General features: G+C 53.2%; 20 protein-coding genes. 9 read left to right on the forward strand and 11 right to left on the reverse strand.

Translation table 11 applies throughout. The features are described from left to right. Position 1 precedes the first annotated feature (1 nt). Positions 2-1,372, reverse strand: coding sequence for a peptidylprolyl isomerase (locus tag PY990_RS09595; protein WP_275271414.1), 1,371 nt, complete (start codon positions 1,370-1,372; stop codon positions 2-4). 43 nt (positions 1,373-1,415) lie between these two features. After that, positions 1,416-3,713: an LPS-assembly protein LptD gene (locus tag PY990_RS09600; RefSeq protein ID WP_275271415.1), complete on the reverse strand. Its 2,298-nt coding sequence runs from the start codon at positions 3,711-3,713 to the stop codon at positions 1,416-1,418. Positions 3,714-3,811: 98 nt separating this feature from the next. Between PY990_RS09600 and PY990_RS09605 the strand changes: the two genes are divergently transcribed. Genes PY990_RS09605 through PY990_RS09630 form a run of 6 tightly spaced genes read left to right on the forward strand, consistent with a single transcriptional unit; the run spans position 3,812 to position 9,760 of the window. Continuing rightward, positions 3,812-4,843: an aminoglycoside phosphotransferase family protein gene (locus tag PY990_RS09605; RefSeq protein ID WP_275271416.1), complete on the forward strand. Its 1,032-nt coding sequence runs from the start codon at positions 3,812-3,814 to the stop codon at positions 4,841-4,843. Positions 4,844-4,846: 3 nt separating this feature from the next. After that, positions 4,847-5,542, forward strand: a complete 696-nt coding sequence (gene murU / locus PY990_RS09610; protein ID WP_275271500.1) for an N-acetylmuramate alpha-1-phosphate uridylyltransferase MurU — start codon at positions 4,847-4,849, stop codon at positions 5,540-5,542. A gap of 1 nt (position 5,543) precedes the next feature. Beyond that, the gene (locus tag PY990_RS09615) at positions 5,544-6,932 is read left to right on the forward strand and encodes an aminopeptidase P N-terminal domain-containing protein (protein WP_275271417.1); all 1,389 of its coding nucleotides are present in this window, start codon (positions 5,544-5,546) and stop codon (positions 6,930-6,932) included. 7 nt (positions 6,933-6,939) lie between these two features. After that, the gene (locus tag PY990_RS09620) at positions 6,940-8,130 is read left to right on the forward strand and encodes an FAD-dependent monooxygenase (RefSeq protein ID WP_275271418.1); all 1,191 of its coding nucleotides are present in this window, start codon (positions 6,940-6,942) and stop codon (positions 8,128-8,130) included. 18 nt (positions 8,131-8,148) lie between these two features. Further along, positions 8,149-8,760, forward strand: coding sequence for an NUDIX hydrolase (locus tag PY990_RS09625; protein WP_105027130.1), 612 nt, complete (start codon positions 8,149-8,151; stop codon positions 8,758-8,760). Between the two features lie 4 nt (positions 8,761-8,764). Continuing rightward, complete coding sequence (locus tag PY990_RS09630; protein ID WP_275271419.1) at positions 8,765-9,760, forward strand: CobD/CbiB family protein; 996 nt, start codon at positions 8,765-8,767, stop codon at positions 9,758-9,760. 4 nt (positions 9,761-9,764) lie between these two features. Here PY990_RS09630 and rsgA read toward each other — a convergent pair whose 3' ends face one another. From rsgA to PY990_RS09645, 3 genes are read right to left on the reverse strand one after another with little or no spacing between them, the layout of a single operon-like run. Further along, on the reverse strand, positions 9,765-10,757 hold the full coding sequence (rsgA, locus tag PY990_RS09635; protein ID WP_275271420.1) for a ribosome small subunit-dependent GTPase A: 993 nt from the start codon (positions 10,755-10,757) through the stop codon (positions 9,765-9,767). Then, the gene (locus tag PY990_RS09640) at positions 10,750-11,139 is read right to left on the reverse strand and encodes a 4a-hydroxytetrahydrobiopterin dehydratase (protein ID WP_275271421.1); all 390 of its coding nucleotides are present in this window, start codon (positions 11,137-11,139) and stop codon (positions 10,750-10,752) included. Before PY990_RS09640 ends, rsgA begins: the two co-directional genes overlap by 8 nt. After that, positions 11,136-12,392, reverse strand: coding sequence for a M48 family metallopeptidase (locus tag PY990_RS09645; RefSeq protein WP_275271422.1), 1,257 nt, complete (start codon positions 12,390-12,392; stop codon positions 11,136-11,138). Before PY990_RS09645 ends, PY990_RS09640 begins: the two co-directional genes overlap by 4 nt. A 90-nt stretch (positions 12,393-12,482) precedes the next feature. Between PY990_RS09645 and orn the strand changes: the two genes are divergently transcribed. Further along, positions 12,483-13,124, forward strand: coding sequence for an oligoribonuclease (orn, locus tag PY990_RS09650; protein ID WP_275271423.1), 642 nt, complete (start codon positions 12,483-12,485; stop codon positions 13,122-13,124). Here orn and PY990_RS09655 read toward each other — a convergent pair. The 3 genes from PY990_RS09655 to PY990_RS09665 form a co-directional block, all read right to left on the reverse strand. After that, entirely contained in the window at positions 13,057-14,496 is a 1,440-nt protein-coding gene (locus PY990_RS09655) for an MATE family efflux transporter (protein ID WP_275271424.1), read from the reverse strand. The genes orn and PY990_RS09655 overlap by 68 nt on opposite strands. A 9-nt stretch (positions 14,497-14,505) precedes the next feature. Continuing rightward, on the reverse strand, positions 14,506-16,308 hold the full coding sequence (locus PY990_RS09660) for an ArnT family glycosyltransferase (protein WP_275271425.1): 1,803 nt from the start codon (positions 16,306-16,308) through the stop codon (positions 14,506-14,508). Between the two features lie 76 nt (positions 16,309-16,384). After that, positions 16,385-16,636: a type B 50S ribosomal protein L31 gene (locus PY990_RS09665; RefSeq protein ID WP_105027123.1), complete on the reverse strand. Its 252-nt coding sequence runs from the start codon at positions 16,634-16,636 to the stop codon at positions 16,385-16,387. Positions 16,637-16,894: 258 nt separating this feature from the next. Here PY990_RS09665 and PY990_RS09670 point away from each other — a divergent pair, with 258 nt between their 5' ends. After that, on the forward strand, positions 16,895-18,562 hold the full coding sequence (locus tag PY990_RS09670) for a methyl-accepting chemotaxis protein (protein WP_275271426.1): 1,668 nt from the start codon (positions 16,895-16,897) through the stop codon (positions 18,560-18,562). A gap of 84 nt (positions 18,563-18,646) precedes the next feature. On the opposite strand, the gene groL is transcribed toward PY990_RS09670, so the two are convergent. Both groL and PY990_RS09680 read right to left on the reverse strand, forming a co-directional pair. Continuing rightward, positions 18,647-20,293 (reverse strand): chaperonin GroEL, encoded by a 1,647-nt coding sequence (gene groL, locus PY990_RS09675; protein ID WP_275271427.1) that lies wholly within the window; start codon positions 20,291-20,293, stop codon positions 18,647-18,649. A gap of 55 nt (positions 20,294-20,348) precedes the next feature. After that, positions 20,349-20,639: a co-chaperone GroES gene (locus PY990_RS09680; RefSeq protein ID WP_171100326.1), complete on the reverse strand. Its 291-nt coding sequence runs from the start codon at positions 20,637-20,639 to the stop codon at positions 20,349-20,351. 205 nt (positions 20,640-20,844) lie between these two features. Here PY990_RS09680 and PY990_RS09685 point away from each other — a divergent pair, with 205 nt between their 5' ends. Then, positions 20,845-21,702 carry a peroxiredoxin family protein gene (locus tag PY990_RS09685; protein ID WP_275271428.1) on the forward strand — a complete coding sequence of 286 codons (858 nt, stop codon included), beginning with the start codon at positions 20,845-20,847 and terminating at the stop codon, positions 21,700-21,702. On the opposite strand, the gene PY990_RS09690 is transcribed toward PY990_RS09685, so the two are convergent. Further along, positions 21,703-22,716 (reverse strand): TRAP transporter substrate-binding protein, encoded by a 1,014-nt coding sequence (locus tag PY990_RS09690; RefSeq protein WP_275271429.1) that lies wholly within the window; start codon positions 22,714-22,716, stop codon positions 21,703-21,705. Positions 22,717-22,787: the final 71 nt, after the last annotated feature.

Consider the following 22,787-nt stretch of genomic DNA (forward strand, 5'->3'; position numbering starts at 1 on the left):
ATTAAAGGCGAATTTCGATGAAGGTGGTGTCGCGCAGTTGGCGCAACCATTCCTGATAGCTTTCCTCTGATTTACTGGCACGGATTGCCTGGCGCGCGGCCTGGCGCTGGCGTTCCTCAGAGGCCGCCTGCTGGCGACGTTCTACCACCTGAATAATGTGGAAACCAAAACGGCTTTGGAATACCGGGCTTACCCCCCCAATCCCAAGCTGGTTCATCTCGCGTTCAAATTCCGGTACGGTGTCGCCTGGGTACAGCCAGCCCAAATCGCCGCCTTTCGCGGCAGAGCCGTCTTGCGAATAACGCTTTGCCAAAGCATCGAACGTAGCAGCGCCACCTTGCAGCTGTTCCAGCGCAAAATTCAGTCGGCGTTTTGCCTCTGCTTCGGTAATATCGGGGCCTGGGCGAATCAGGATGTGTCGGGCCCGGGTTTGCGTCACAGGTGTATTGTCCAGCGCCGCTCCACTTTCGCGCCGCTCAAGCACCTTCAACACGTGAAAGCCATTGGGGCTGCGAATGGTTTGCACGGCATTCAATTGCGCCTTGGACAGAAATTCAGTGAACAAGGTAGGCACAGCATCAAAACCAGACCAACCCATTTGCCCGGTCCCGTCGATGGCCAGCTCGGGATTGGCTTGCACAATGGTTTCCACCGTTTTTCCGTCTTTCAGGGCTTTTTCAAGGGTCTCAACTTTGGTTCTCGCTTGGTTCAGAATTGCACCACTGGCGTCACTGGGGGCTTTGACCAGCAACTGTACCCAATTCACCTCGGGTTGATTGGCTGCAGCGCCCCCTTTGGTGCGGGCGGCCAGGTAATTTTTAATTTCTGCATCCGACACTTGAATGCGGGCTTCCACTTCACGCTCGCGCAGACGACCCAAGGTGATTTCGCTGCGGACTTCTTCGCGGAAGCGCGCGGGTGAAACGCCTTCTTCCTGAAGGCGTGCCAGAAAGTCTTCGAGAGACAAACCGTTCTGGTCGGCTACACGGGCCATCGCCGCTTCAATTTGGGCTTCCTCAATACGAATGCCCACCTCTTCAGCTTTCTGAAGTTGAGCGCGGTCCATCACCATGCGATCAAGCACCTGTTTGCGCAATTCGATCCGATCGGGAAGGGGCGCGCCGCGGCGACTCATCTGGCGTTCAATCAGGGCCACTTGTCGGTTCAATTCGCTGCGGGTAATGATGTCGGTGTTCACCACGGCAACAATGCCGTCGATGGTTGCTGCACCGGAACCATTGCTGGCCCCGAGTTCCGAACTTAGCTTGCCGGCCGGCAGATTGGACGTTGGTGCTTTGATACCCTGTGCATGCGCATGGCCAATGGCTGCCAAGGCGGAGATTGCGAATAACCAGTGTTGAATGTGCTTCATGTTCATAACTTATTGGGTGCTTGGTTGGGTACTTAATGGGTGCTCATTGGGTGGCTTGTGAGGATGAGAAAGGCGTGTACCCAGGCACCTTTCTGGACAACAGGTCGGCCGGGTTAGACCCCAAACGACCCAATCCATTGAGTTCAAGTTGAACAAACAGCGATGTGGTCTCCAGCAACGGTGCGGTCGCAAAACGTTGCGCGATCACACGCACTGCCCAGCAACCTTCGCCATATTCCAGACCAGCCACGCCTTCAATCAAACGATTATCCAGCATGGAGTAGTTTAAACGACCCACGCCGCTCCAGCGGTCAGAGATGGGCCATTGGCCTGAAATGTCGAACTGATCGATTTGTGCGCGGGTATAGCGATACCCCAAATTCAGTTGTTTACCCAGTGAAGGCGCATAGCTGACGGTAATATTGCCGCGTTCATGACGTCCGCTTTCCGCATTCAGCTGCGTGGTCGCGTCCAGGAAGACAGACTGGCTGATTCGGCCCCGTGCATTCGCAAAAAAATCAGAATCGCTAGTAGTTGGCGCTTCAAAGCCTTGCAAAATAACCCGTGGTGTGCTCAGGTTCAGGCGCTGCCCGCCCGTTACGCTGAACAACTCTTCGCTGGTCGCCTCGTCGTAGAAGCGACTAGTCACAGCAAGTGTCAGCTGGTTCGCATCGCCCACCCGGTCAAGCCCCGAATACCTGTTCTCGGCGAAAATCCGGGTCAGGCTTTGGTCGGTTACCGAGGTGTCAAACACCGGCTGGTCGGATTGGTCTTTGAACGGTGTGTAAAGATAAAAAATTCGTGGTTCCAGGGTTTGGTTTACATTGCGGCCGAAAAAGCTTGTTTTGCGATCGAAGTAAACCGTGCTGTCCAGCGAAACCGTGGGAATCACGCTGCCGGGCGCTGCGGGTGCCCCTGGTGTTTGGCCCTGCAGGTCGTAGTTGGTGGCTTGCACCGAGACAGCGGGCGTGAATGAGAATTCGGACCGTTGTATGGGCATGAAAACCCTAGCGCGCGTTACACCTCGTGAGCCTTCAACTCGGGCAGGTGCCGAAGATGGACGCGCAAAGTCGGTGTACTGCCCGCTCACTGACACAAAAGCATTGGCCTGGCCTATTCGGGTTGGGCTTAATTCAAGTGTGGCCTCGGGCAAACGGTCATACGGCTCAGCGATCACATCGTTGAATAACTGCAATGTTTGATGAGCCACCGTGCGCACATTGGCGCTCCAGTTTTTCTGACGGTACGAGACGAAGCCTTCTTGAACCAGAACACGTTGAGAGGCCACTGCCTGAGTACGGGAGAAGTCAACAAAGTAGTTGTCATCCGACACCTGGTTGAAATTTATTCCTGCGTACAAAGGACCTTTTTCGTATTTGTGCAGCAAGGACAAAGCAGTGCGGTCTGTGCCTGTTTTCTCGTCGTTGGGAAGATAATCGTATTTAAGTTCGCCTTCGTTGCTGGGCGTCAGGTACCGGGTTTGTGTGCCCAATTGGAAACCCCGGCCCGAGATGATTTTCGGGTACAGGGTCATGTCTTTGTCTGGAGCAATATTCAGGTAGTACGGGACTGTTATTTCAAGCCCACTGTTGGACACAGTGCCAAACGAGGGTGGCAGAAATCCGCTTTTGCGCCTGTCGGTGGTGGGGAACGAAAAGTATGGTGCGCCCAATATAGGCACGTCCTGAAATACCACCTTTGCGCCACGGGCGCGACCCACTTCAGCAGCCTGATCAATTTCCAGCGAATCGGCAGTAATATACCAATCACCTTGATCCGCGGCACCAGGGTTTGGCACTTCGCACACTGTGTAGTTCGGGTTTTCAAGCGTCAGCGTTGAAATACCGTCGTACTGCATTTTGTCGGCCCGGCCCTTGCCGTTGATTTCCTTCAGCTCGAAGGTGGGCTTGGTCATTTCGCTTTCGCCAGTGCCCAGCTTTACAGAGCCCTCGGGGGCTTTCAGCACCATGCCTTCCTGCTCAATCACCAGGTTGCCCTTGGCCGTAGCACGGTCAGTAATGGGCGAATAATTGATTGAGTCACTAAATAATTTCAGCTTGTTGCGCCGAACTTCAACATTGCCTTCCAGAAAGGTTTCCTCGGCGCTGTTGCCGTATAGACGGTCGGCAGAAATGTAAGTGGCCTCGTCCTCAGGTATCGGGTTGCGCACACCCAGCAGCCCACCATCAATTTTCAGGCGGGTGGGGGACTCGGCCTTGGGCGGTGTGGAGTCTGTGGTTTGGGCAAGCGCGGGTGCGCCTAGACAGAACAAAGCAAATGCGATGGCTGTGGGGCGTGTGGGCACTGAGTGCACTTGCAGTAATTTTTTGCTTTTCTTCAAGCTGGGTATGTACTCAAATAGGTGACGGATCGATCAAGCGCCATAGGATCCTACTATTATAGGCAACTAACTACAAATTAAAGAGATTGGACGGTTTGATGAGCGCCTTGCGTCAAGAAATGTTGAAAAAATGGCTGGCAGGCCTGAATGGGTTCGAATTAGACCTGCAAACCTTGCAGGCTGCATCCAGCGATGCCAGCTTTCGCCGGTATTTTCGGGTTGGCGAAGCCAATAACGTGCGAACCCTGATTGTGATGGACGCACCGCCTGACAAAGAAGATGTTCGTCCCTTTGTGCATGTGGCGGGTTTGCTCCGAGAAGGTGGCTCCAGGGCGCCGCAAGTATTGGCGCAAAATCCGGAAGAAGGTTTTCTGTTGCTTCAAGACTTCGGCAATACGACTATGTTGCAGGGCCTGAACGCTCAAGCTGAACAGAAAGACGCCTTTTACATGCAGGCACTGCATGACCTCGTGCAGTTGCAAGCCAACACCCGCACCGAAGGCATACCTGCTTACAGTGCCGACAAATTGTTGCAGGAAATGAATTTGTTCGATGAATGGTATGTGGGCAAGCATTATGGCGCTGAGCTGACCGATCAGGAACGCAACTGGCTTGAGAGCATCAAAGGCATGCTGATTCAAAGTGCTTTGTCTGAACCCCAAGTGTTTGTCCACCGCGACTACCACAGCCGCAATTTGATGCTGACTAGCCAAGCGGGGGCAGCGCCCCAATTCGGTATTCTGGATTTTCAGGACGCTGTGAAAGGCCCGCTGAGTTACGATTTGGTGAGCATTTTACGAGACGCCTACATTGAATGGCCCGAAGAACAAACCCTGGACTGGACTGTGCGTTACTGGGAGGCCGCCCGCAAGGCTGGTTTGCCGATTTGCGAAGACCCTGGGGAGTTTTATCGCCAGTTCGATTTCATGGGTTTGCAGCGCCATTTGAAAATTCTGGGTATTTTTGCACGCCTGAACTACCGCGACGGTAAGGCCCAATACCTGAATGACCTGCCGATGGTGTTGCGTTATGTGCGCCTGGTGGCCGGCCGGTATATTGCTTTCAAACCCCTGTTGTTGTTGCTGGACCGGCTTGAAAACAAGGCTGTGAAAGTGGGGTACACGTTTTAAATGATGAAGGCCATGATACTGGCGGCAGGGCGTGGCGAACGCATGCGCCCCTTGACCGACTATTGCCCCAAACCCTTGTTGCCTGCCGGTGGCAAACCTTTGTTGCAATGGCACATAGAGGCCCTGGCGGCGGTGGGTATCACCAGCATTGTGATTAACCACGCGCATTTGGGCCACCAAATTGAAAGCTACTTTGACGATGGTTCGGCTTTTGGGGTGCAGCTAAGTTACTCAGCCGAGGCCACTGCGCTTGAAACCGCAGGCGGTATTCGCAAAGCGCTCCATGTTTTGGGAGATGCGCCGTTTTTGGTGATCAATGGCGATGTGGCCTGCGATTGGCCATTGGCCCGAACTTTAGAAATTGCCGGCAAATGGCAGCAGGGCCAGCTGGCCCACTTGGTGATGGTGCCCAATCCGCCGCATCACCTGGCAGGTGATTTCGCCTTGCTGGGCAGCGCAGTGAAACAGCCTGAACCGGGCGAGACCACCTTTACATTTTCCGGGATTGGTGTGTATCACCCGAGTTTATTCAGCAAGCTCAAGGTTGACGAGGTCGCAAAACTCGCTCCCCTGTTGCGCCAAGCCATGGCTGCAGGCAAAGTACAAGGTGAGTTGTTCAGTGGTTTCTGGATGGACATTGGAACACCAGAACGACTTGAAGAACTCAACCAACGATTGAATTCAGCAAGGAAGCATTAGCATGAGCAGGTACCCTACCCACAATCCCCTCATTTACGCCAAGCGCCGAGAGCAACTGGCACGCCGTTTGAAGAAGATGGGCGGTGGTGTTGCGCTGGTGCAATCCGGCATGGAAGTGATGCGAAATCGCGATGCGGATTATGCCTTCCGTTCCGACAGTTATTTTTATTACCTCACCGGCTTTCCCGAACCCGAGGCGTGTTTGGCCCTGGTGGTACCACCCAGCGGCGATTCCCGTGCTGTTCTGTTTTGCAGGGATAAAAACGAAGAGCGCGAAATTTGGGAGGGTTTTCGTTTTGGCCCCGAAGCAGCGCAATCGGCCTTCGGCATGCACGAGGCCTACAGTATTGAAGACCTTGAAGAGCATTTGATTGACACACTGGCCAATCAGCCGGCGGTGTTTTTGCGATTGGGTGAAGACGAAAGCCTGGAGGCGGCTGTAGCCGATGTGTTGAAAACCTTGCGTGGCAAGGCCCGCATGGGAATTTCAGCCCCACATGCGGTGCTTGATTTGAGCCACTCACTGGATGAAATGCGCTTGATCAAAGACAAAACCGAGATTGACATCATGCGACGCGCGGCCAATATTTCGGCGCACGCGCACATTGCGGCCATGCAGGTATGCCAGCCGGGAAAGTTTGAATTTGAAGTGGAAGCAGAGTTGTTGTATCAGTTCCGCAAGAACGGTTCAGAAGCACCGGCTTACGGTTCAATTGTGGCCTCGGGAGCAAATGCCTGTGTGCTGCATTACCGGGCCAACGACGCCAAAATGCGCGATGGCGACCTGTTGTTGATTGATGCAGGTTGCGAACTGGATTGCTATGCATCCGATATCACCCGTACATTTCCGGTCAATGGCCAATTCAGCAAAGCCCAGCAAGCGGTGTATGAGGTGGTTTTGAATGCGCAATATGCGGCGATTGATGCAACCAAACCAGGCGCCCGTTTCAATGACCCGCATGACGCTGCCGTGAAGGTACTGGCGCAAGGATTGATCGATTTGAAGCTGTTAAAAATGGGTTTGAATGAAGCCCTTGAAAGCGGTGCATACAAACGCTTTTACATGCACCGCACAAGCCATTGGTTGGGCATGGATGTGCACGATTGTGGCAGCTACCGCGATCCTTCTGCCAAGCCTGAAGACGGTGTGGCACCCCACACCAGCCGTAAGCTGGAAGCGGGTATGGTTTTGACGATTGAGCCTGGTTTGTACATTCGCCCTGGCAAAGGGGTGCCCAAGCAGTTTGAGAACATCGGTATTCGCATAGAAGACGATGCCTTGGTGACCCAGAAAGGTTGCGATATTTACACAGCCGATGCGCCTAAAACTGTGGCTGAAATTCATGCGACGATGAAAGCCCCCAAAAAAACAAGCAGCAAGGCAGCCTGACAATTCCATGACCTCGCACACCGATTTTGATGTGGCCATTGTTGGGGCTGGCCCTGTGGGCCTTGCTTTTGCAGGCTGGCTCGCCAACACCTGGGGTGACCGCGCCAATCGCATTGCCATTTTTGATGCCAAGCCTCTGGAAGCTTCCGCCCGTGATCCTCGTATTCTGGCTTTGTCCGATGCCACGCGTTTGCGCCTGGCCTGCCTGGGGTTCCCAGCCGATGCCACACCTATTCACCATATTCATGTGTCAGAGCAATCCCGTTTTGGCCAGGTGCGCATGAAGGCAGATGAACTGGGTTTGCGGGCCCTGGGTTGGACGGTTCGTTATGGCGACCTGGTGAACTGCTTGTCGACTTCGCTTGAACGCAGAGGGGTAAAAATTTTCCGCCCTGCCAATGTGAAGTATGCGCACCGAAGCGCAGTCGATTCTCTTGAAGTGCTTGAGCTTGACGATGGCACCGAATACACCGTAAACCTGCGGGTGGATGCCGAGGGTGGCTTGTATGGCGAGGCCGGCGAGCGTGACCAAGTGGTGGATTACGACCAATGGGCATTGGTCAGCGAAGTCACCTTGCAAGTAGAACCTGGTTTGCTGGAAGGCGGTAATACACTGGCTTTTGAGCGTTTCACCTCGGAAGGACCCTTGGCCTTGTTGCCTATTTCAACAGATCAGCAGCAATACTCATTGGTGTGGTGCGCCCCGCTCGCTCAGGTTCAAAAGCGATTGGCCAGCAGCGATGCCGAATTTTCGGCCGAGCTTCGACAACAGTTCGGGCGCCGTGTGTCCATCAAACACATTGGCCCCAGAAAAAGTTTCCCCTTGGGCATGAACTGGCGCGACAAACTGGTGCAGGGGCGCCGTGTGGCCATTGGCAACGCTGCCCAAATTTTGCACCCTGTGGCTGGGCAAGGCCTGAACCTGGGTTTGCGGGATGCCGTGCAGCTTTGCCGCGGTGTGGACCCTGCAACTGTTGCACAAGAACATCGCTTGGCCCTGGCACTGAACGAATTTGAGAAGTCGAGAGTGGCTGATCGGCAGGTGGTGGTTAAAATGACAGATTGGATGGTGAAAGGTTTTTCCAATCACAATCCCTTGCTGGGTGCGGGCCGACAAATGGCCTTGAATGTGATGGAATTCACGCCACCTCTTCGCAAGCAGTTTGCTGAATTAATGCTGTTCGGCCTGGCTGTTTAATCTGGAGCGTTTTTACCCATGTGGTCTGCCGAATTGTTGCGAGCCCGCTTTGCCATGGCTGATTTGCCTTGGCAGCCCGAGCCGCTTGAAGAACGTTTTTTCAAAGACCGCGACCCCGCCGATGCCGCCGTGCTGGTGCCCCTGGTTCAGCGGCAAGATGACCTTTATGTGTTGCTCACTCTGCGCACCGCCCACCTGAATGACCACGCTGGGCAAATCAGCTTTCCGGGTGGCCGGTGTGAACCCGAAGATGGCAGTCCGATTGAAACTGCCTTGCGTGAAACCGTGGAAGAAACCGGACTGGCCCGAGCATTTATTGAGGTGCTGGGCACCATGCCGGTGTACCAAACAGCCACCAATTTTTTGGTGACACCCGTGGTGGCGCTGGTCCAACCTGGTTTTACGCTGGCGCCCGACGCATTCGAGGTGGAAGAGGTGTTCGAAGTCCCGCTTTCATTTCTCATGAATGTTGAAAACCACCAACAACGCAGCTTGCACACACCCATGGGCGAGCGTACTTTCTACGCCATGCCCTATAACTCACCCGAGAGCGGAAAAAACTATTTCATCTGGGGTGCCACAGCGGCCATGCTTCGCAACCTTTACCATTTTCTGAACGCCAAGGCGTAACACTTTGTCCTATCTTGCCCTGCTCATCGCCGTGGTGTGTGAAACCTTCTTGCCCGATGGTTTGTTCACGCGTGCGCGAGACTGGGTGGATCGTTTTAACCAGGAACTTGAAATTAATCTGGAAGCCTTGGGGGCACCGCGCTACGCGCACCTGCAATGGCTGGTGCCGCTGCTGATCTGGGTATTGGGTGTGTACTTTTTGTATCAGGTGCTTTGGATTATTTCTCCGCTTGCCGCCGGTTTTCTCAGTGTGTTTTTGCTGTTGTATGGTTTGCGATTTCGGCACTTTGCCCTGGTGTTTACCAATGCCCAGCTGTTTTTGAACCAAGGCGACTTTTTCCGCGCCCGTGAATTGCTGCTCACCTGGATGAAAGAATACGATGGCAGCGAGCCCGTTGTTCATCGTCCTGGCGAATTGGTTTTCCATGCCATCTACCACGGCACCGAGCGTGCTTTGCGTCAGTATTTCAGCTTGTTTTTCTGGTTTCTTGTGCTGCCTGGGCCCATGGGTTTGGTGGTGTACATGATGGCGCACTGGAGTGTGATCCGGGAGCGCGATGTGTGGCAGGCTCAGGCTTTTGCGCATGAGCGCCCCACCATGCAAGAGGCTTGGGAAAGCAACAAACTGAAGGCGGCGATCAGCCCTCGCTTTATCCTGTTTGCCATGGAATGGTTGCCAGCCCGTCTGTTGGCATTGACTGTGGGTTTGGTCGCCCAGCTAGACGATGCCGCCCTGGCTTGGCGAACCGCAAAAAATCACAGCCGTTTCTCCAACAGGGCGCCGCTCACAGCCGTGTTTTTCACGGCGGTAGGACTGGTGGGTGGCGCGGCATTTGACCCTGCATCCAAAGCCGCATCAGAAGGGCAATTGTTGAGTGAAGAAAACCAGGTGCAGGCATTGCAGCAGTTTCGTCAGCTTGTGTTCAAGTGCGCTGTTGTGTGGTTAATGGCAACGCTGGTGTTTGCCATTCTGGGTTGGTTGCCCAGCAGCATGCTCTAATGCGTCAGTAGCTTTGGCTAGCCTCTTGCAACTCGGCTTTCAACATTTGGTATAGCGCATACCGAGCTGGGCTCAAGGAACCGTCTTCCAGTCCGTTTTTCACAGCGCAATCGGGTTCACGTTTGTGCTGGCAGTTGGCAAACCGGCATTTGTTGCCTTCATCGCGAATATCAGCGAAGGCATTCAGCAAATCCGATTCACTCAGGTGGTGCAAACCAAATGCCTGAAAGCCGGGCGAATCAATCAACTCCAAACCTTCTTCTCCAAAATGCATTTGGGTGTGGGTGGTGGTGTGTTTGCCTGCATTCAAGGCCATTGAAATTTCATTGGTTGCCGCCAATGCACCGGGTATTAACAGGTTGATCAAGGTTGATTTACCCATGCCCGATTGCCCTAGTATCAAGGTGCGTTTTCTTTCCAGCAAGGGGCGCAACAGCGTCTCGGTTTCGGCAGGTCGTTCGGTCACGCTGATGTAGTGTGTTGGCACTTCACCCAAGGTGATTTCAAACAATTCCTGTTCAACCGCTTCCAGCGTTTCGGAATCGCCTTCGAGAATGTCTACCTTGTTGAACAGAATGGTGAGTGGTACTTCCGCATGTTTGCAGGCAGTCAGCGTGCGTCCCAAAAGCTCGGGCGAGTAAGGTGGGCTGATGGCCAGCATCAACAGCACACCATCCAGGTTCGCTGCAAACATTTTGCTTTTCAGTGCGTCTGATCGGTACACCAGGTTCTTGCGTGGCTGAATGTCTTCCACCCAGGCTTGCATGTCGCCGCTGGGCAAAATGACGATTTCATCGCCCACCGCTACGTCCCGGCGTTTGCCTTTGCCGTACACCTGCCAAATGGTTCCGCTGTCGTCGCGTGCCAGAAAATGGCGCCCGTAGCTGGCCACCACCAAGGCATTCAGCAAATCCGGATTGCCTGAGTTTTTTCCATGGTTGCCGGTTTGTTTGCCCTTGTAAGTGGGGCGCACCCTGTTAAGAGACGAATTAGCCAATGTGTTTCAGCGCATCATCAAGTTTGGCCGCACAAGCCCAGTCGTTGTTGGTAATGCCGTTTGCGCTGTGGGTGTTCCAGCGCACTTTGACCCGGTTGTAGCTAAACGTGACTTCCGGGTGGTGGTCTTCGTCGTCGGCCAAATGAGTAATGGCATGCACTGCAAGCTTCACGCCTTCGAAGTTGGCAAACGCATATTGCCGCCAAAGGTTCAAAGCATGTTCTCCCTTGGCATCAAACTCAACAGACCAGTATTCAAACTCGTCCAACTGCGCTTCAATCTCGTCAGCGCTCCATGCATGGCCTTCACCCAAGTGTTGGCAGTGTACATGCAGCCAGTCTACCAGTGGGCGAGCAGGGTGTGGCGTGTTCATGGTGTTCATTGGGCGCCTTGCAAGCTGTTCAAACGGCTGATTCGAATGGACGCAGGCGGGTGGCTGTCGTAAAACGCAGAATGCAATGGGTCAGGCGTGAGCGTGGACGCGTTGTCCTGATACAACTTCACCAAAGCGCTTACCAAGTGTTGAGGAGCGCTTTGCTGTGCAGCATATGCATCTGCCTCAAATTCATGTTTGCGGCTGAGCCAAGACATCACAGGGCGAATCGGGAATGTGAAATAGGGTAGTACCATCATGAACAACACCAAAGCCATGGCTTGTGCACCATTGGCCAGGTCAGGGTTTACTCCCAGCTCGCTGTAGAACCACGGTGTGTTGGCCAGAAGGCCAAGCACATAAAACATGACAAGACTGCCAATGCCTGAAAAGGCCAGGTGCTTCACGATGTGCTTTTTCTTGAAGTGCCCCAGTTCATGGGCCAACACCGCTTCAATTTGATCGTCATTCAAGCGAGAGAGCAGGGTGTCGAAAAACACGATTCGCTTGGCCTTGCCCATGCCGCTGAAGTAGGCATTGCCGTGGCTTGAGCGTTTGCTGCCATCCATTACAAACAAGCCGCTGGAATCAAAGCCACAGCGTTGTAGCAAATTCAGAATGCGCTGGCGGGTGGCGCCGTCTTCCAGTGGGGTGAACTTGTTGAAAATGGGTGCAATCACCGTGGGGAACAGCCACATCAACAACAGGCTGAAGCCAAACCACAACGCCCAGGCATAAACCCACCATTGCTGGCCGGCTTCACGCATCAGGTAAAGAACTGCGAACACCAGTGGGCCGCCAATCAAAGCGCCCACCAGCAAGCCTTTCAGCCAGTCGCCAATGAACAGGCCTTTCTTCATTCGATTGAAACCGAAGCGCTCTTCAAGCACGAATTGTTTGTAGTAGGACAATGGCAAATCAAGCACGCTTCCGATGAAGCCCACCACGGCGATCAGCAGCAAACCCGCCAAGATACCCTCGGCGGCGGTGCTTGTGAAATTTTGAATCCATTGAAGGCCGCCCAGCAAGGTAAACCCCATCAGGATAGTGGCTTCAATCAGCACGTTGATCATGCCCAGACGGGTTTTTGCGATTGAATAGTCTGCCGCCTTTTGATGGTCTTGCAGGCTGATTTGCTCCCTGAACTCCGCAGGCACTTGCGCGCGGTTCAAGGCGATGTGCCGCACCTGGCGACTTGCAAGATAAATGCGAAGCGCCACACTCAAAACTACTGCCAGAACAAAGACTTCAGTAAAAACCATTTCTCGCTACCACCCTTGATTAATTTGCGCTTCAATGCCTGTGAGACAATACAGCTCTCTTTAGATTCAACCTCAAAGCTCATTCAAATTATGTCACAAGCCACGCCAAGTTCCACCCCTGTTGAAACCAAGATTCCCCGCGACGACAATCGCCTGGTGTGGGTTGATATGGAAATGACGGGTCTGGACCCTTTTAACGACAAAATCATCGAAGTGGCGGTTGTGGTGACGGACAGCGAATTGAATGTGCTGGAAGAAGGGCCTGTGCTGGCCATTCACCAAAGCGATGAAATTCTGGCCGGGATGGATGCCTGGAACACCAGCACCCATGGCAAGAGTGGCCTGACTGCGCGCGTAAAGGAATCCTCGATTGATGAAGCCCAGGCGGAAAAGTTGCTGATTGAATTTTTGGCGAAATACATTGGCCCGGGTAAAAGCCCCATGTGTGGCAACAGCATTTGCCAAGACCGCCGATTCATGGCCAAGTACATGCCCAAGCTGGAGGCATATTTTCATTATCGGAATCTCGATGTGAGCACACTAAAGGAATTGTGCAAACGCTGGAACCCTACTACAGCCCGAAAATTTGTGAAGAAAACCAAGCACACCGCGTTGGCTGATATTCACGAGTCAATCGACGAGCTTCGTTTTTACCGCGAGCATTTCATTGTGGCGCCAGAGGCGAAGGCGAGCCAGGAGAGTCCTCAGTCCCCGACGGCGCCTGCGGCTTAGTTGGCAAAGTAAGTTCCAAAACATTGCGCTGGCGCATGACATGGGCCAGTAGCAAGGCCAGGCAGGTTCCAGCCAATAGCAGCCCACCTGCGCTGGCCATCCAGAAGCCTTGTGATTTTAGTGGGTTTTCTTGCCACACACCAAGCCACATGCCCCCGCCAATGCCCACAAACCACAGGCTGACCAAATAAATCAGCATGGGGCGTGCCGACACACGGTAGGCCCGAAGCGAAAACGAGCACAAAGTTTGTACGGCATCAATAAAATGGTAAGCGATTACCCAAGGCATCAAGCCCAAGGCGACTTCAATGGTTTTTGCGTCTTTGGTGTAGAACGAAATCAATTCCAGGTCGAATACATACAAACCCAGGCAAACGCAGGCGGCAACCAGCATGGCGGTTTCAATGCCGCGCTTTACGATCACGCTTGCGTATCTGTTAAACCCAGCGCCAATTTGCTGCGAGGCCAACACTGTGGTGGCATTGCCCAACGACAAACACACCATGTACGCCATGGCTGCCATATTGGACACAATTTGGTGCCCGCCCAACTGGTACACATCGAAACGCGACACCAGCAGCGCAATAACTGTGAAGGAGCTGACTTCAATCAAGTATGAGCCACCAATCGGAAGCCCGAGCCGAAGGATTTGCCCAAGACGATGCCAGTCAGGTTTCAAGCTGCGAATGGATTTGAATTCGCTGTAATGTTTGTCGAATAACCAAATGAGGGCCGAAATACCGAGCACCAGCCACATGGTTGCTGCTGTAGCCCAACCAAAACCAGCCGCTCCCAAGGCAGGCAACCCCCATCCGCCATTCATGAACCAAATGTTCAAGGGTATTTTCAGCAGCAGCATCAGCACTTGCAGGGCTACCACAATTTGTGGGCGTGAAATAGACTGGTTCAGCGCATAAAACACACGAAACACCAAGGCCGCTGGCAAACCCCAGGCAATGCCAAGCAGGTAGCCACGGGTGTCGCTGGCAATGTGAGCAGGGGTATTGGTCAGTTGAAAAATAGGGTCCGGGTTCAGCAGCACGGCCATGCCAATGCAGCTCATGGTCAGGGCCAACCAAACACCTTGCACGGCGTCTTCCCCAACTTTGCGGTGGTCGCCTGCGCCAAAGTGGGCAGAGCAAATGGGGGTCAGGCCTATGATGACCCCCATCAAGCCCACGTACAGGCTGATATAGATAGATGACCCTACCGCCATGGCCGCCAGCACATCGGGGCCAGCTTGCCCGGCCATCAATGTATCAACCAGGCCGTTGCCCATGACCGCCAGTTGCCCCAGCAAAATTGGCAAAGCCTGATTCAGCAGTGCCCTGCGCGGCCGGTTCTGGGCGAATAAAACGATACTGCTGGCCATGCGACACCTTTAACGACTGCTGTTTTCTGTCTGCTGTTCTAACTGCTGGGTCCGTGCGTACAGGAAGAAGAATTCATGTCGGTCCGAGTTTCGGTTGCCGGTCCAGATCAATTCCCACCGCTCAGATGCCTTGGATTCAAAATCAACCTTGATCTTAAGGCCCTGCCGGGTATCGTCTTGTAGCAATAGGTACTCACATTGCGAGGCTTCCTTGAATTGCCCTTTGCGAATGAAGTCAACCTTGGCGTGGTATTGAAGTGTAGCCCGCTGTGCGTAGCCCAGGTTGTAGTCTGCAACGCATTCCCTGTCGGCAGCTGCCTGATGATTCAGCACCGATTGGGTAATTGCATCACCCAAGGTCTTGAAGCTTTTTGCATAATCAATTCTCGGGATCCACAGGGTCATCATCAGCAGCCACAGCAAAATAACGCCACCGGTGGTCAGCACCATGGGACGCCAGAGAGCACGGCTTCCTGAGGCGGTTCGCCATACGATCAAACGGATCCAGGCGATGCTGGCCAGAAATGCCAAGGCAAGTTCTAGACCGATGACATCGGGCACATAGCCTGGGGACAGTTTCTCGAAATTGGCTGCTATTTTTGCGGGGAAACCAAACGTGGCTGCAGTCCAGCCCAGCCACACCAACACGGCTGCGAATGTAAACCAAAGAACTGCGAACCAGTCAATCAGGCTGATCAGGCCGCGCTTCATGGTTGAAAGCCCGATTGCAGCAAGCACCGAAAGTGGTGCCAGCAATGGGAAATAGTTGGCCTCATCGGCCGGGTTTGTAATCAGCAGTACAACCACACCAGCGGCAGCGCCTGCCAAAGGAATGCGGATAGAGGGTTCAGTCAAAGCCTTGCGGTAACGCCAAATGGTCCAGCACGCCATGGGTAAAATTGGCCACAAAAACCAGGTCAGGGTTTTCAGGGTGATTACCAATTTAAGCAGGTCAAAAGACTGGGTTGGGTCAAGTATCAGAAAGCGGCGCACATTCCATTCATTCCATGCGTTCCACCACAATTCCCCGTTTTTTTGGCTCATTAGCCAGAAAAACCAGATTGCAAAAGGAATGGCGAACACGGCAGCCGCCCGAGTCATGCGACGAAGCAGACCAAAGCGCAGTGAGCTGTGCGTCATCGAGCTGACAAGCAACAAAAGCAGAAAGGGCAGCCAGTGTGCCCACCCACGTGCAAAAAAAGCGATGGCAATACCCGCGCCCAGCATCCAGCCCGCGCCAATTGGCCTGTCAAGCGAGCGCACCGCACCCAGCAGCATGATTGAAATGCCAGCCAGCTCGGCAATTTCGGGCACCTGCATGTGGGAGCGAACAAGAAGGCCCAAAGTACCCAAAAAGCAAAGTACCGAGGCATCTGCCACAGCACGGGCGTAATCGACCCGGGTAGGTGCAGTGCCAAGTGGGTCTTCAGGTTGAAGCTCAACCCGCTTGGCCAATCGGTAGGTGGTGTTCCAAATGGCCCAGCCGGCCAAAATCATCCAAAATACATTGCCCAAGCGCATGGCGTCATCGAGCCAGTTGTGTGGCAGGTCGACGGCAAGTGCCAGTTTTCCGAACAAGCCTGCAAGCCAGGCCGACAGCAGGCCGCCTTCGACATACATGCGGTCACCAATCAGCGACATCGCCCATTCTGAAAAAGGCAGCTGGGAAAAGGTAAAGCTTTGGCCAAAGCCTGCGGCGTCGTCAGGTTTCCAGGGCGTGCGGGCAAAAAGGCCCGGCAAAATGTAGAGCAGTATCAAGCCCCACAATAGCCTGCGCGACAAACGAGTGTTGTTGGCTGCCGTAATGACCATGTTCTTATTGTGTCCGTAAAAACAAAAGGCAGCCAGTTTGCCTGAGCTGCCTTTTTATGATCACTTGCGCGAAAAATTACTTCTTGAAGCGATCGAAACGACGACGGAACTTCTCAACGCGACCAGCGGTGTCCACGATTGTGTTTTGTGCGCCGGTGTAGAAGGGGTGAGATTCAGAACTCACGTCCAGCTTGATCAAAGGGTATTCTTTGCCTTCGTGTTCTCCAGTTTCGCGGCTAGGCGCGGTAGAGCGGCAAATGAATTTGAAGCCGTTGGACATGTCCATGAACAACACTTCGCGATAGTTGGGGTGAATGCCTTCTTTCATGAGTTTCTCCGTTGCAGCCAATCTGGCGGTTAATTGGTCTCATTGGTGTGAGTGCCAACCGACAAAGCCAAATCACTTGCTGGTTAATTAGGTAACCGCAAATTATAGGGTTGTGAGCTTGTAAGGTCAAGTGAGAATTTGACTCACGGTTGAATAAACCGGGCTAACCACCTGTTGGGGTTCGTCGCCAATTCAGGGGGCGATTGTACTTGCCGATAGGCACATGCTGGTGGCTGTCAAAACCACATCAACAACACCATGAAACGTCAATTTACCCTGACCCAAAAAGCTTTGGGCATTTGTGCAGTTATCGCCTTGATTGTTGCCGCATCGATGGTTTGGGTCACTATTCAAATGAATCGCCTGACCGAACTGGAAACAGTGGGTGCCGCAAAAATCGTTCAAGAGAACGAGGTAAGCCGCTTGATTGCCCAGGCCAATCACCACACTACGAAAATGGCCTCTTCATTTAAAAATGTGCTGTTGCGGGGCGAGGGCGAAGGTGCCGCAGACAAGTACAAAAAAGAATTCTCCAAGTATGTTCAACAATTTGAGCAAACCACGGCCGATCTGTTAAAAAACCAGGCGGTTGCCTCCGATTCCGCCCGTATCAAAGCAATTCAGGCGTGGCAGGACGATTTCAAAGCAGCATCCGCTGCCTATGCTGCGGCCTTGGGTAAATATGATCCGGCGTTGCCGTTTCAATACCGTGAGTTGGATAAATCGGTGAATGGCATGGACCGCCCGGTGGTCAAGGCAGGTTCGTCGATTGAAGAGTTGGGCTTGCAAACTCAAACCGCTGCCATCAACAAACTGACACAGGAAATTCATGCCGAAACAGGGCGCCTGCTTTGGACTTTGTACGCAAGCATGGCCTTGACCCTGACTTTTTTATGCACAAGTCTCATGGTGTATGCACGTTCAGTTCGGCAGAGTTTGGGCGCTGAGCCTGGCTTTTTGGCCACGCAAGCCAGCAAAATTGCTTCAGGTGACTTGCAGTGCGCCGAGATGTCGAATCTTCAGTCAAAGCCCGGCAGCGTGACTGCCGTGTTCGAGACCATGCGATTGGCATTGCTTGATTTGGTGCGCGATATTCGGGAGAGAACAAGCGCTGCCGAGCGAAGCTTGGACAGTATTCGGCAACAGTTGAGCGTGGTTGACCAGTCCGCTGTCTCTCAATCCAATTCCAGTTCTGAAATGGCTGCGGGTATTGAAGAAATGTCTGCGAATATTTCGCAACTGTTTGACGTGGCAGAGCAAACCAAATTGGCGGCGGAAGACTCAAGTACTGAATCCGAGTCAGGTTTGATTTTGGTGGAGAGCACCTCCGAAGAGGTCGAAAAAACAGCGCATGGTGCCACTCAGCTAAGTCAAACCGTTCATGAATTGGGTAGCCAGTCCGACCAAATCAGTCAAATCATTTCAGTGATCGAGGAAATTGCAGGTCAAACCAATTTGCTCGCCTTGAATGCCGCCATTGAAGCTGCGCGTGCAGGTGAGCAGGGGCGGGGGTTTGCGGTGGTTGCAGATGAAGTGAGGCGCTTGGCCGAGCGAACTACCCAATCAACCTCTGAAATTGAGCAAATGGTGGGGGCCATTCAAAAAGGCACTCAAAACGTGGTGACTGAGATGACCGGTTGGGCCAGCAAAGTGACCTCAAGTTTGGGTCGCATGAATCAGACCAGGGATTTGATGGGCACGATAAGGAGTCGCGCAGGAGATGTGAAAGTGATGGCTTCCGAAGTGACCAGTTCCTTGTCTGAGCAACGTTCGGCTGCGACTTTGTTGTCGACCCAGATTGAGAAGTATGCGGCGATGTCGGAGGAAAACGCGAATTGCGTGGGTGAAATTAGAAAGTCTTTGGTGGAATTGACCGAGGCGTTTTCTCAGCTGAATGCGCAGTGCGGGAAGTTCAAGATAAGCTGATAAAAAAACCGCTGGCCCGGTTCACACCCAGCCAGCGGTTCTGTTTTCAAGCAAGCAATGCCTGGTAACAGGTAACAAAGGCAATTACATGCCCATGCCGCCCATACCACCCATTCCGCCCATACCACCCATGTCAGGTGCTGAAGGCTTGTCATCAGCCGCATCAGCAACCATGCAATCGGTGGTCAACATCAGCGATGCGATAGATGCAGCGTTTTGCAACGCCGTGCGAGTTACTTTGGTTGGATCCAAAACACCCATGTCTACCATATCGCCGTATTCGCCTGTGGCTGCGTTGTAACCGTAGTTGCCTTCACCGCCCATCACGTTGTTGGCCACCACTGATGATTCTTCACCTGCGTTGGTCACGATCATGCGCAGTGGCTCTTCCATGGCGCGCAGAACAATCTTGATACCTGCGTCCTGGTCTGGGTTCGCACCCTTCAAGCCTGCAATCTTGGCACGTGCACGCAGCAAGGCTACGCCGCCGCCTGGCACAATGCCTTCTTCCACTGCAGCGCGTGTCGCGTGCAGGGCGTCTTCTACGCGGGCTTTCTTTTCTTTCATTTCAACTTCAGTGGCAGCGCCAACCTTGATCACTGCAACACCGCCAGCCAACTTGGCCACGCGTTCTTGCAGCTTTTCACGGTCGTAGTCGGAAGAGGACTCTTCGATCTGGCCACGAATCTGCTTTACACGGGCTTCGATGTTTGCACCGTCGCCAGCACCGTCGATGATGGTGGTGTTTTCTTTGCCCACTTCAATGCGCTTGGCCTGACCCAGGTGTTCCAGGGTTACAGTTTCCAGACTCATGCCGGTTTCTTCAGCGATTACAACACCACCAGTCAAAATGGCGATGTCTTCCAGCATGGCTTTGCGGCGGTCGCCGAAGCCAGGGGCCTTCACTGCGCAAGTTTTCAAAATGCCGCGAATGTTGTTTACAACCAAAGTTGCCAGAGCTTCACCTTCGATGTCTTCAGCAATAATCAACAATGGGCGGCCAGCCTTGGCCACTTGTTCCAGTGTGGGCAGCAGGTCACGAATATTGCTGATTTTCTTGTCGTGCAACAGCACGAAGGGGTTGTCCAGAGCAACAACCTGCTTTTCCTGGTTGTTGATGAAGTAGGGGCTCAGGTAACCGCGGTCAAACTGCATGCCTTCAACAACATCCAGTTCGTTGTCCAGGCTCTTGCCGTCTTCAACAGTAATTACGCCTTCCTTGCCCACTTTTTCCATGGCTTCAGCAATGATGTTGCCGATGGATTCATCGCTGTTCGCGGAAATGGAGCCAACCTGAGCAATCGCCTTGGTAGTTGCGCAGGGCTTGCTCAATGCGCGCAGTTCAACGATTGCGGCGCTTACGGCCTTGTCAATGCCACGCTTCAGGTCCATTGGGTTCATGCCCGCGGTCACAAACTTCATGCCTTCTTTCACAATGGCTTGGGCCAGAACTGTGGCGGTTGTTGTGCCATCGCCTGCGTTGTCAGAAGTGCGAGAAGCAACTTCTTTCACCATTTGTGCGCCCATGTTTTCGAACTTGTCCTTCAGTTCGATTTCTTTGGCCACGGAAACGCCGTCCTTGGTGATGGTGGGGGAGCCGAATGAACGCTCCAGAACCACGTTGCGGCCACGTGGGCCCAAGGTCACTTTCACTGCGTTGGCTAGAATGTTCACGCCACGCACCATGCGGCTGCGTGCGTCGTCGCCGAAAAATACTTCTTTAGCTGCCATGATTAATCTTCCTCTTGAATTCTGTGTAATTAGGCTTAGTCATTACGCTTGGTAATTAAGCTTCAATAACGCCCATGATGTCTTCTTCGCGCATTACCAGCACTTCCTTGCCATCCACCTTGATGGCTTGGCCGGCGTACTTGCCGAACAACACGCGCTGGCCAACCTTCACATCCATGGCGATCAGCTTGCCGCTGTCATCGCGCTTGCCTGGGCCAACTGCAATCACTTCACCTTGATCGGGCTTCTCGGCGGCGGCTTCTGGAATCACGATGCCAGAGGCTGTTGTGCGCTCGCTGTCGAGACGCTTCACGATCACGCGATCATGCAACGGACGAATGTTCATGGATACCACTCCTAAATTTGTCTTTTAAAAAGAATTGCTTAGAGAAACTGACGGATGCATTGTTAGCACTCGCCGTCATCGAGTGCTAATAATAGGGGTGGGGGGGAGGTATTTCAAGGGGCGGGATGAAAAAAAGTTGCCCGCAAGCAGGGTGTCAGTCACTTTTGTTTACACTAGGGGTCGATTTGATACGGCACCCCACAGAATGAATAAAGCAAAGTCGGTTTTCATTGTCCTGTTTTTACTCTTGATTAACCTGAGTCTGTTGCACGTGGCTACCCTGAGTTGGCACAGCCCGCTTGGCCCAGGCTGGATAGGGGTGTTTGTGTTGGCCTTGCCCAATTTTTACCTGTTTGTGTGGATGTTCATGCGCAGGCGCGCCCGAACATCGCGCAATCTTCACTTGCTGATGGCTGCCAACCTTACCGGCATTGCCCTGGTGTTGACCGATCCGGGCATGGAGGCGAACCCTTGGCCTCTAATTTTTGGCAATCTGATCTTTTTTGGAAGCATTGCTTACATTTTCTGGTATTCCAATCTGGGTGAACGCAACAACGCGATGCTCAATGAGGGTGAAAAACTGCCCGTATTCGAACTCAATACCCTGGATGGTGAATCTTTTTCGAGCGAGCAGTTCAAAGGGGCTGCATGGTTGCTGATGTTTTACAGGGGCAATTGGTGCCCGTTGTGCATGACACAAATTGGCGAAGTGGCGGCACGTTACATTGACCTTGACCGCCTGGGTGTGAAAGTGGCGCTAATCAGCCCGCAGCCGGAGACCAAAACCAAAGAACTCGCTGAGCGATTCAAGGTGCCGATGAGGTTTTTTGTAGACACTGATTTCAAGGCCAGCAAGAAGTTAAAGCTGCTGCATGAAGACGGCGTGCCATTTGGCCTAAAGTGGATGGGGCATGGGGAAGACACTGTGTTACCCACGGTTTTGATCATCAACAAACATGGGCGAATTGTGTACTCAGACCAAACTTCAAATTACCGTGTTCGACCCGAACCTGAGCAGTTTCTGGAAGTGGCACGCCAAAAGCTGGGCGGGGCCGAGTCCTGATTATTTGGCCGCGGCAGCCTGATCAGCCGCCGCTTTGCGTATGCTGTTGATCAGTTCCTTGCTGATGCGGCTTTCCATGCGACGGTGTACCGGTTCAAGTGCTTTGCGCCACAGGTCAATTTCGGCGCTGCTTAATGTGGTTACTTTGGTGTTTTTCGATTCCTTGACCTTGTTTAAGGCTTGCGCGTTCAGTTTTTCGGCTTCGTCGTCGTTTTTGCGGGTTGCGTCGACAATGCTTTTTTCAAGCGTTACGCGAATGTCTGCTGGCAAGCTGTTCCAGAACTTGCGGTTAACGATTACCGCATAGCCCAGATAACCGTGATTGGTTACCGCCACATACTTCTGAACTTCGTGCATTTTTTTGGAGTACAGATTGGAGGGTGGATTTTCAGTGCCATCCACCAAACCGGTCTCCAGTGCGGTGTGTACATCGGAGAAAGCCAGCGGAATTGGCGTGGCTCCCAGCGCTTCCATTTGGGCCTCGAGCACCCGTGAAGGCTGAATTCGCATGCGTTTGCCTTTCAGGTCTTCGGGTAGTCGAAGCGGTGTGTTGGCGCTCATCACCTTGAAGCCATTGTCCCAGTAGGCCAGGCCCAATATTCCGCGGTCTTCAAGTTGGGCCAGCAGCTGCTTGCCGATTTCACCTTGAGTGACGGTTTTTAGCACCTGGCGATTCGGGAAAATGTAGGGAAGGTCGAACACCTCGAAATCGCGCATGCCCAGTTGGCCGAACTTGGCCAGCGAGGGAGCCAGCATTTGAACGGCTCCCAATTGCAGGGCTTCAAGTTCTTCCCGGTCTTTGTACAGCGATGAGTTCGGATAAACCTCTACTTTCACCCGCCCGCGGGTGCGTTCTTCCACCAGCTTTTTGAATTCCAGCGCAGCGATCCCCTTTGGGGTGTTTTCATCAACAACATGGCTGAACTTGATCAGGATGGGCGGTGCCGCACTGGCGGGTGCCAATGCAACGCCGTGAAGCCCAAGCAAAATTCCTAGTGCTGACAGATATTTCATATTGCGGCTAGTTGGTAAGTATTCATTGAAAATTCCAGAGTAGGACCTTCCTCACCATTGTGGGTTTCCAC

The sequence above is a fragment of the Limnobacter olei genome (assembly GCF_029087225.1).
GTDB classification, from domain to species: Bacteria; Pseudomonadota; Gammaproteobacteria; order Burkholderiales; family Burkholderiaceae_B; genus Limnobacter; species Limnobacter olei.

Bases quoted from the DNA above. Each gene is read 5' to 3' on its own strand.
- PY990_RS09595 (WP_275271414.1), bottom strand. From the start codon at position 1,372: ATGAAGCACATTCAACACTGGTTATTCGCAATCTCCGCCTTGGCAGCC.
- PY990_RS09605 (WP_275271416.1), top strand. From the start codon at position 3,812: ATGAGCGCCTTGCGTCAAGAAATGTTGAAAAAATGGCTGGCAGGCCTG.
- murU (WP_275271500.1), top strand. From the start codon at position 4,847: ATGAAGGCCATGATACTGGCGGCAGGGCGTGGCGAACGCATGCGCCCC.
- PY990_RS09615 (WP_275271417.1), top strand. From the start codon at position 5,544: ATGAGCAGGTACCCTACCCACAATCCCCTCATTTACGCCAAGCGCCGA.
- PY990_RS09620 (WP_275271418.1), top strand. From the start codon at position 6,940: ATGACCTCGCACACCGATTTTGATGTGGCCATTGTTGGGGCTGGCCCT.
- PY990_RS09625 (WP_105027130.1), top strand. From the start codon at position 8,149: ATGTGGTCTGCCGAATTGTTGCGAGCCCGCTTTGCCATGGCTGATTTG.
- PY990_RS09640 (WP_275271421.1), bottom strand. From the start codon at position 11,139: ATGAACACCATGAACACGCCACACCCTGCTCGCCCACTGGTAGACTGG.
- PY990_RS09645 (WP_275271422.1), bottom strand. From the start codon at position 12,392: ATGGTTTTTACTGAAGTCTTTGTTCTGGCAGTAGTTTTGAGTGTGGCG.
- orn (WP_275271423.1), top strand. From the start codon at position 12,483: ATGTCACAAGCCACGCCAAGTTCCACCCCTGTTGAAACCAAGATTCCC.
- PY990_RS09655 (WP_275271424.1), bottom strand. From the start codon at position 14,496: ATGGCCAGCAGTATCGTTTTATTCGCCCAGAACCGGCCGCGCAGGGCA.
- PY990_RS09660 (WP_275271425.1), bottom strand. From the start codon at position 16,308: ATGGTCATTACGGCAGCCAACAACACTCGTTTGTCGCGCAGGCTATTG.
- PY990_RS09665 (WP_105027123.1), bottom strand. From the start codon at position 16,636: ATGAAAGAAGGCATTCACCCCAACTATCGCGAAGTGTTGTTCATGGAC.
- PY990_RS09670 (WP_275271426.1), top strand. From the start codon at position 16,895: ATGAAACGTCAATTTACCCTGACCCAAAAAGCTTTGGGCATTTGTGCA.
- groL (WP_275271427.1), bottom strand. From the start codon at position 20,293: ATGGCAGCTAAAGAAGTATTTTTCGGCGACGACGCACGCAGCCGCATG.
- PY990_RS09680 (WP_171100326.1), bottom strand. From the start codon at position 20,639: ATGAACATTCGTCCGTTGCATGATCGCGTGATCGTGAAGCGTCTCGAC.
- PY990_RS09685 (WP_275271428.1), top strand. From the start codon at position 20,845: ATGAATAAAGCAAAGTCGGTTTTCATTGTCCTGTTTTTACTCTTGATT.
- PY990_RS09690 (WP_275271429.1), bottom strand. From the start codon at position 22,716: ATGAAATATCTGTCAGCACTAGGAATTTTGCTTGGGCTTCACGGCGTT.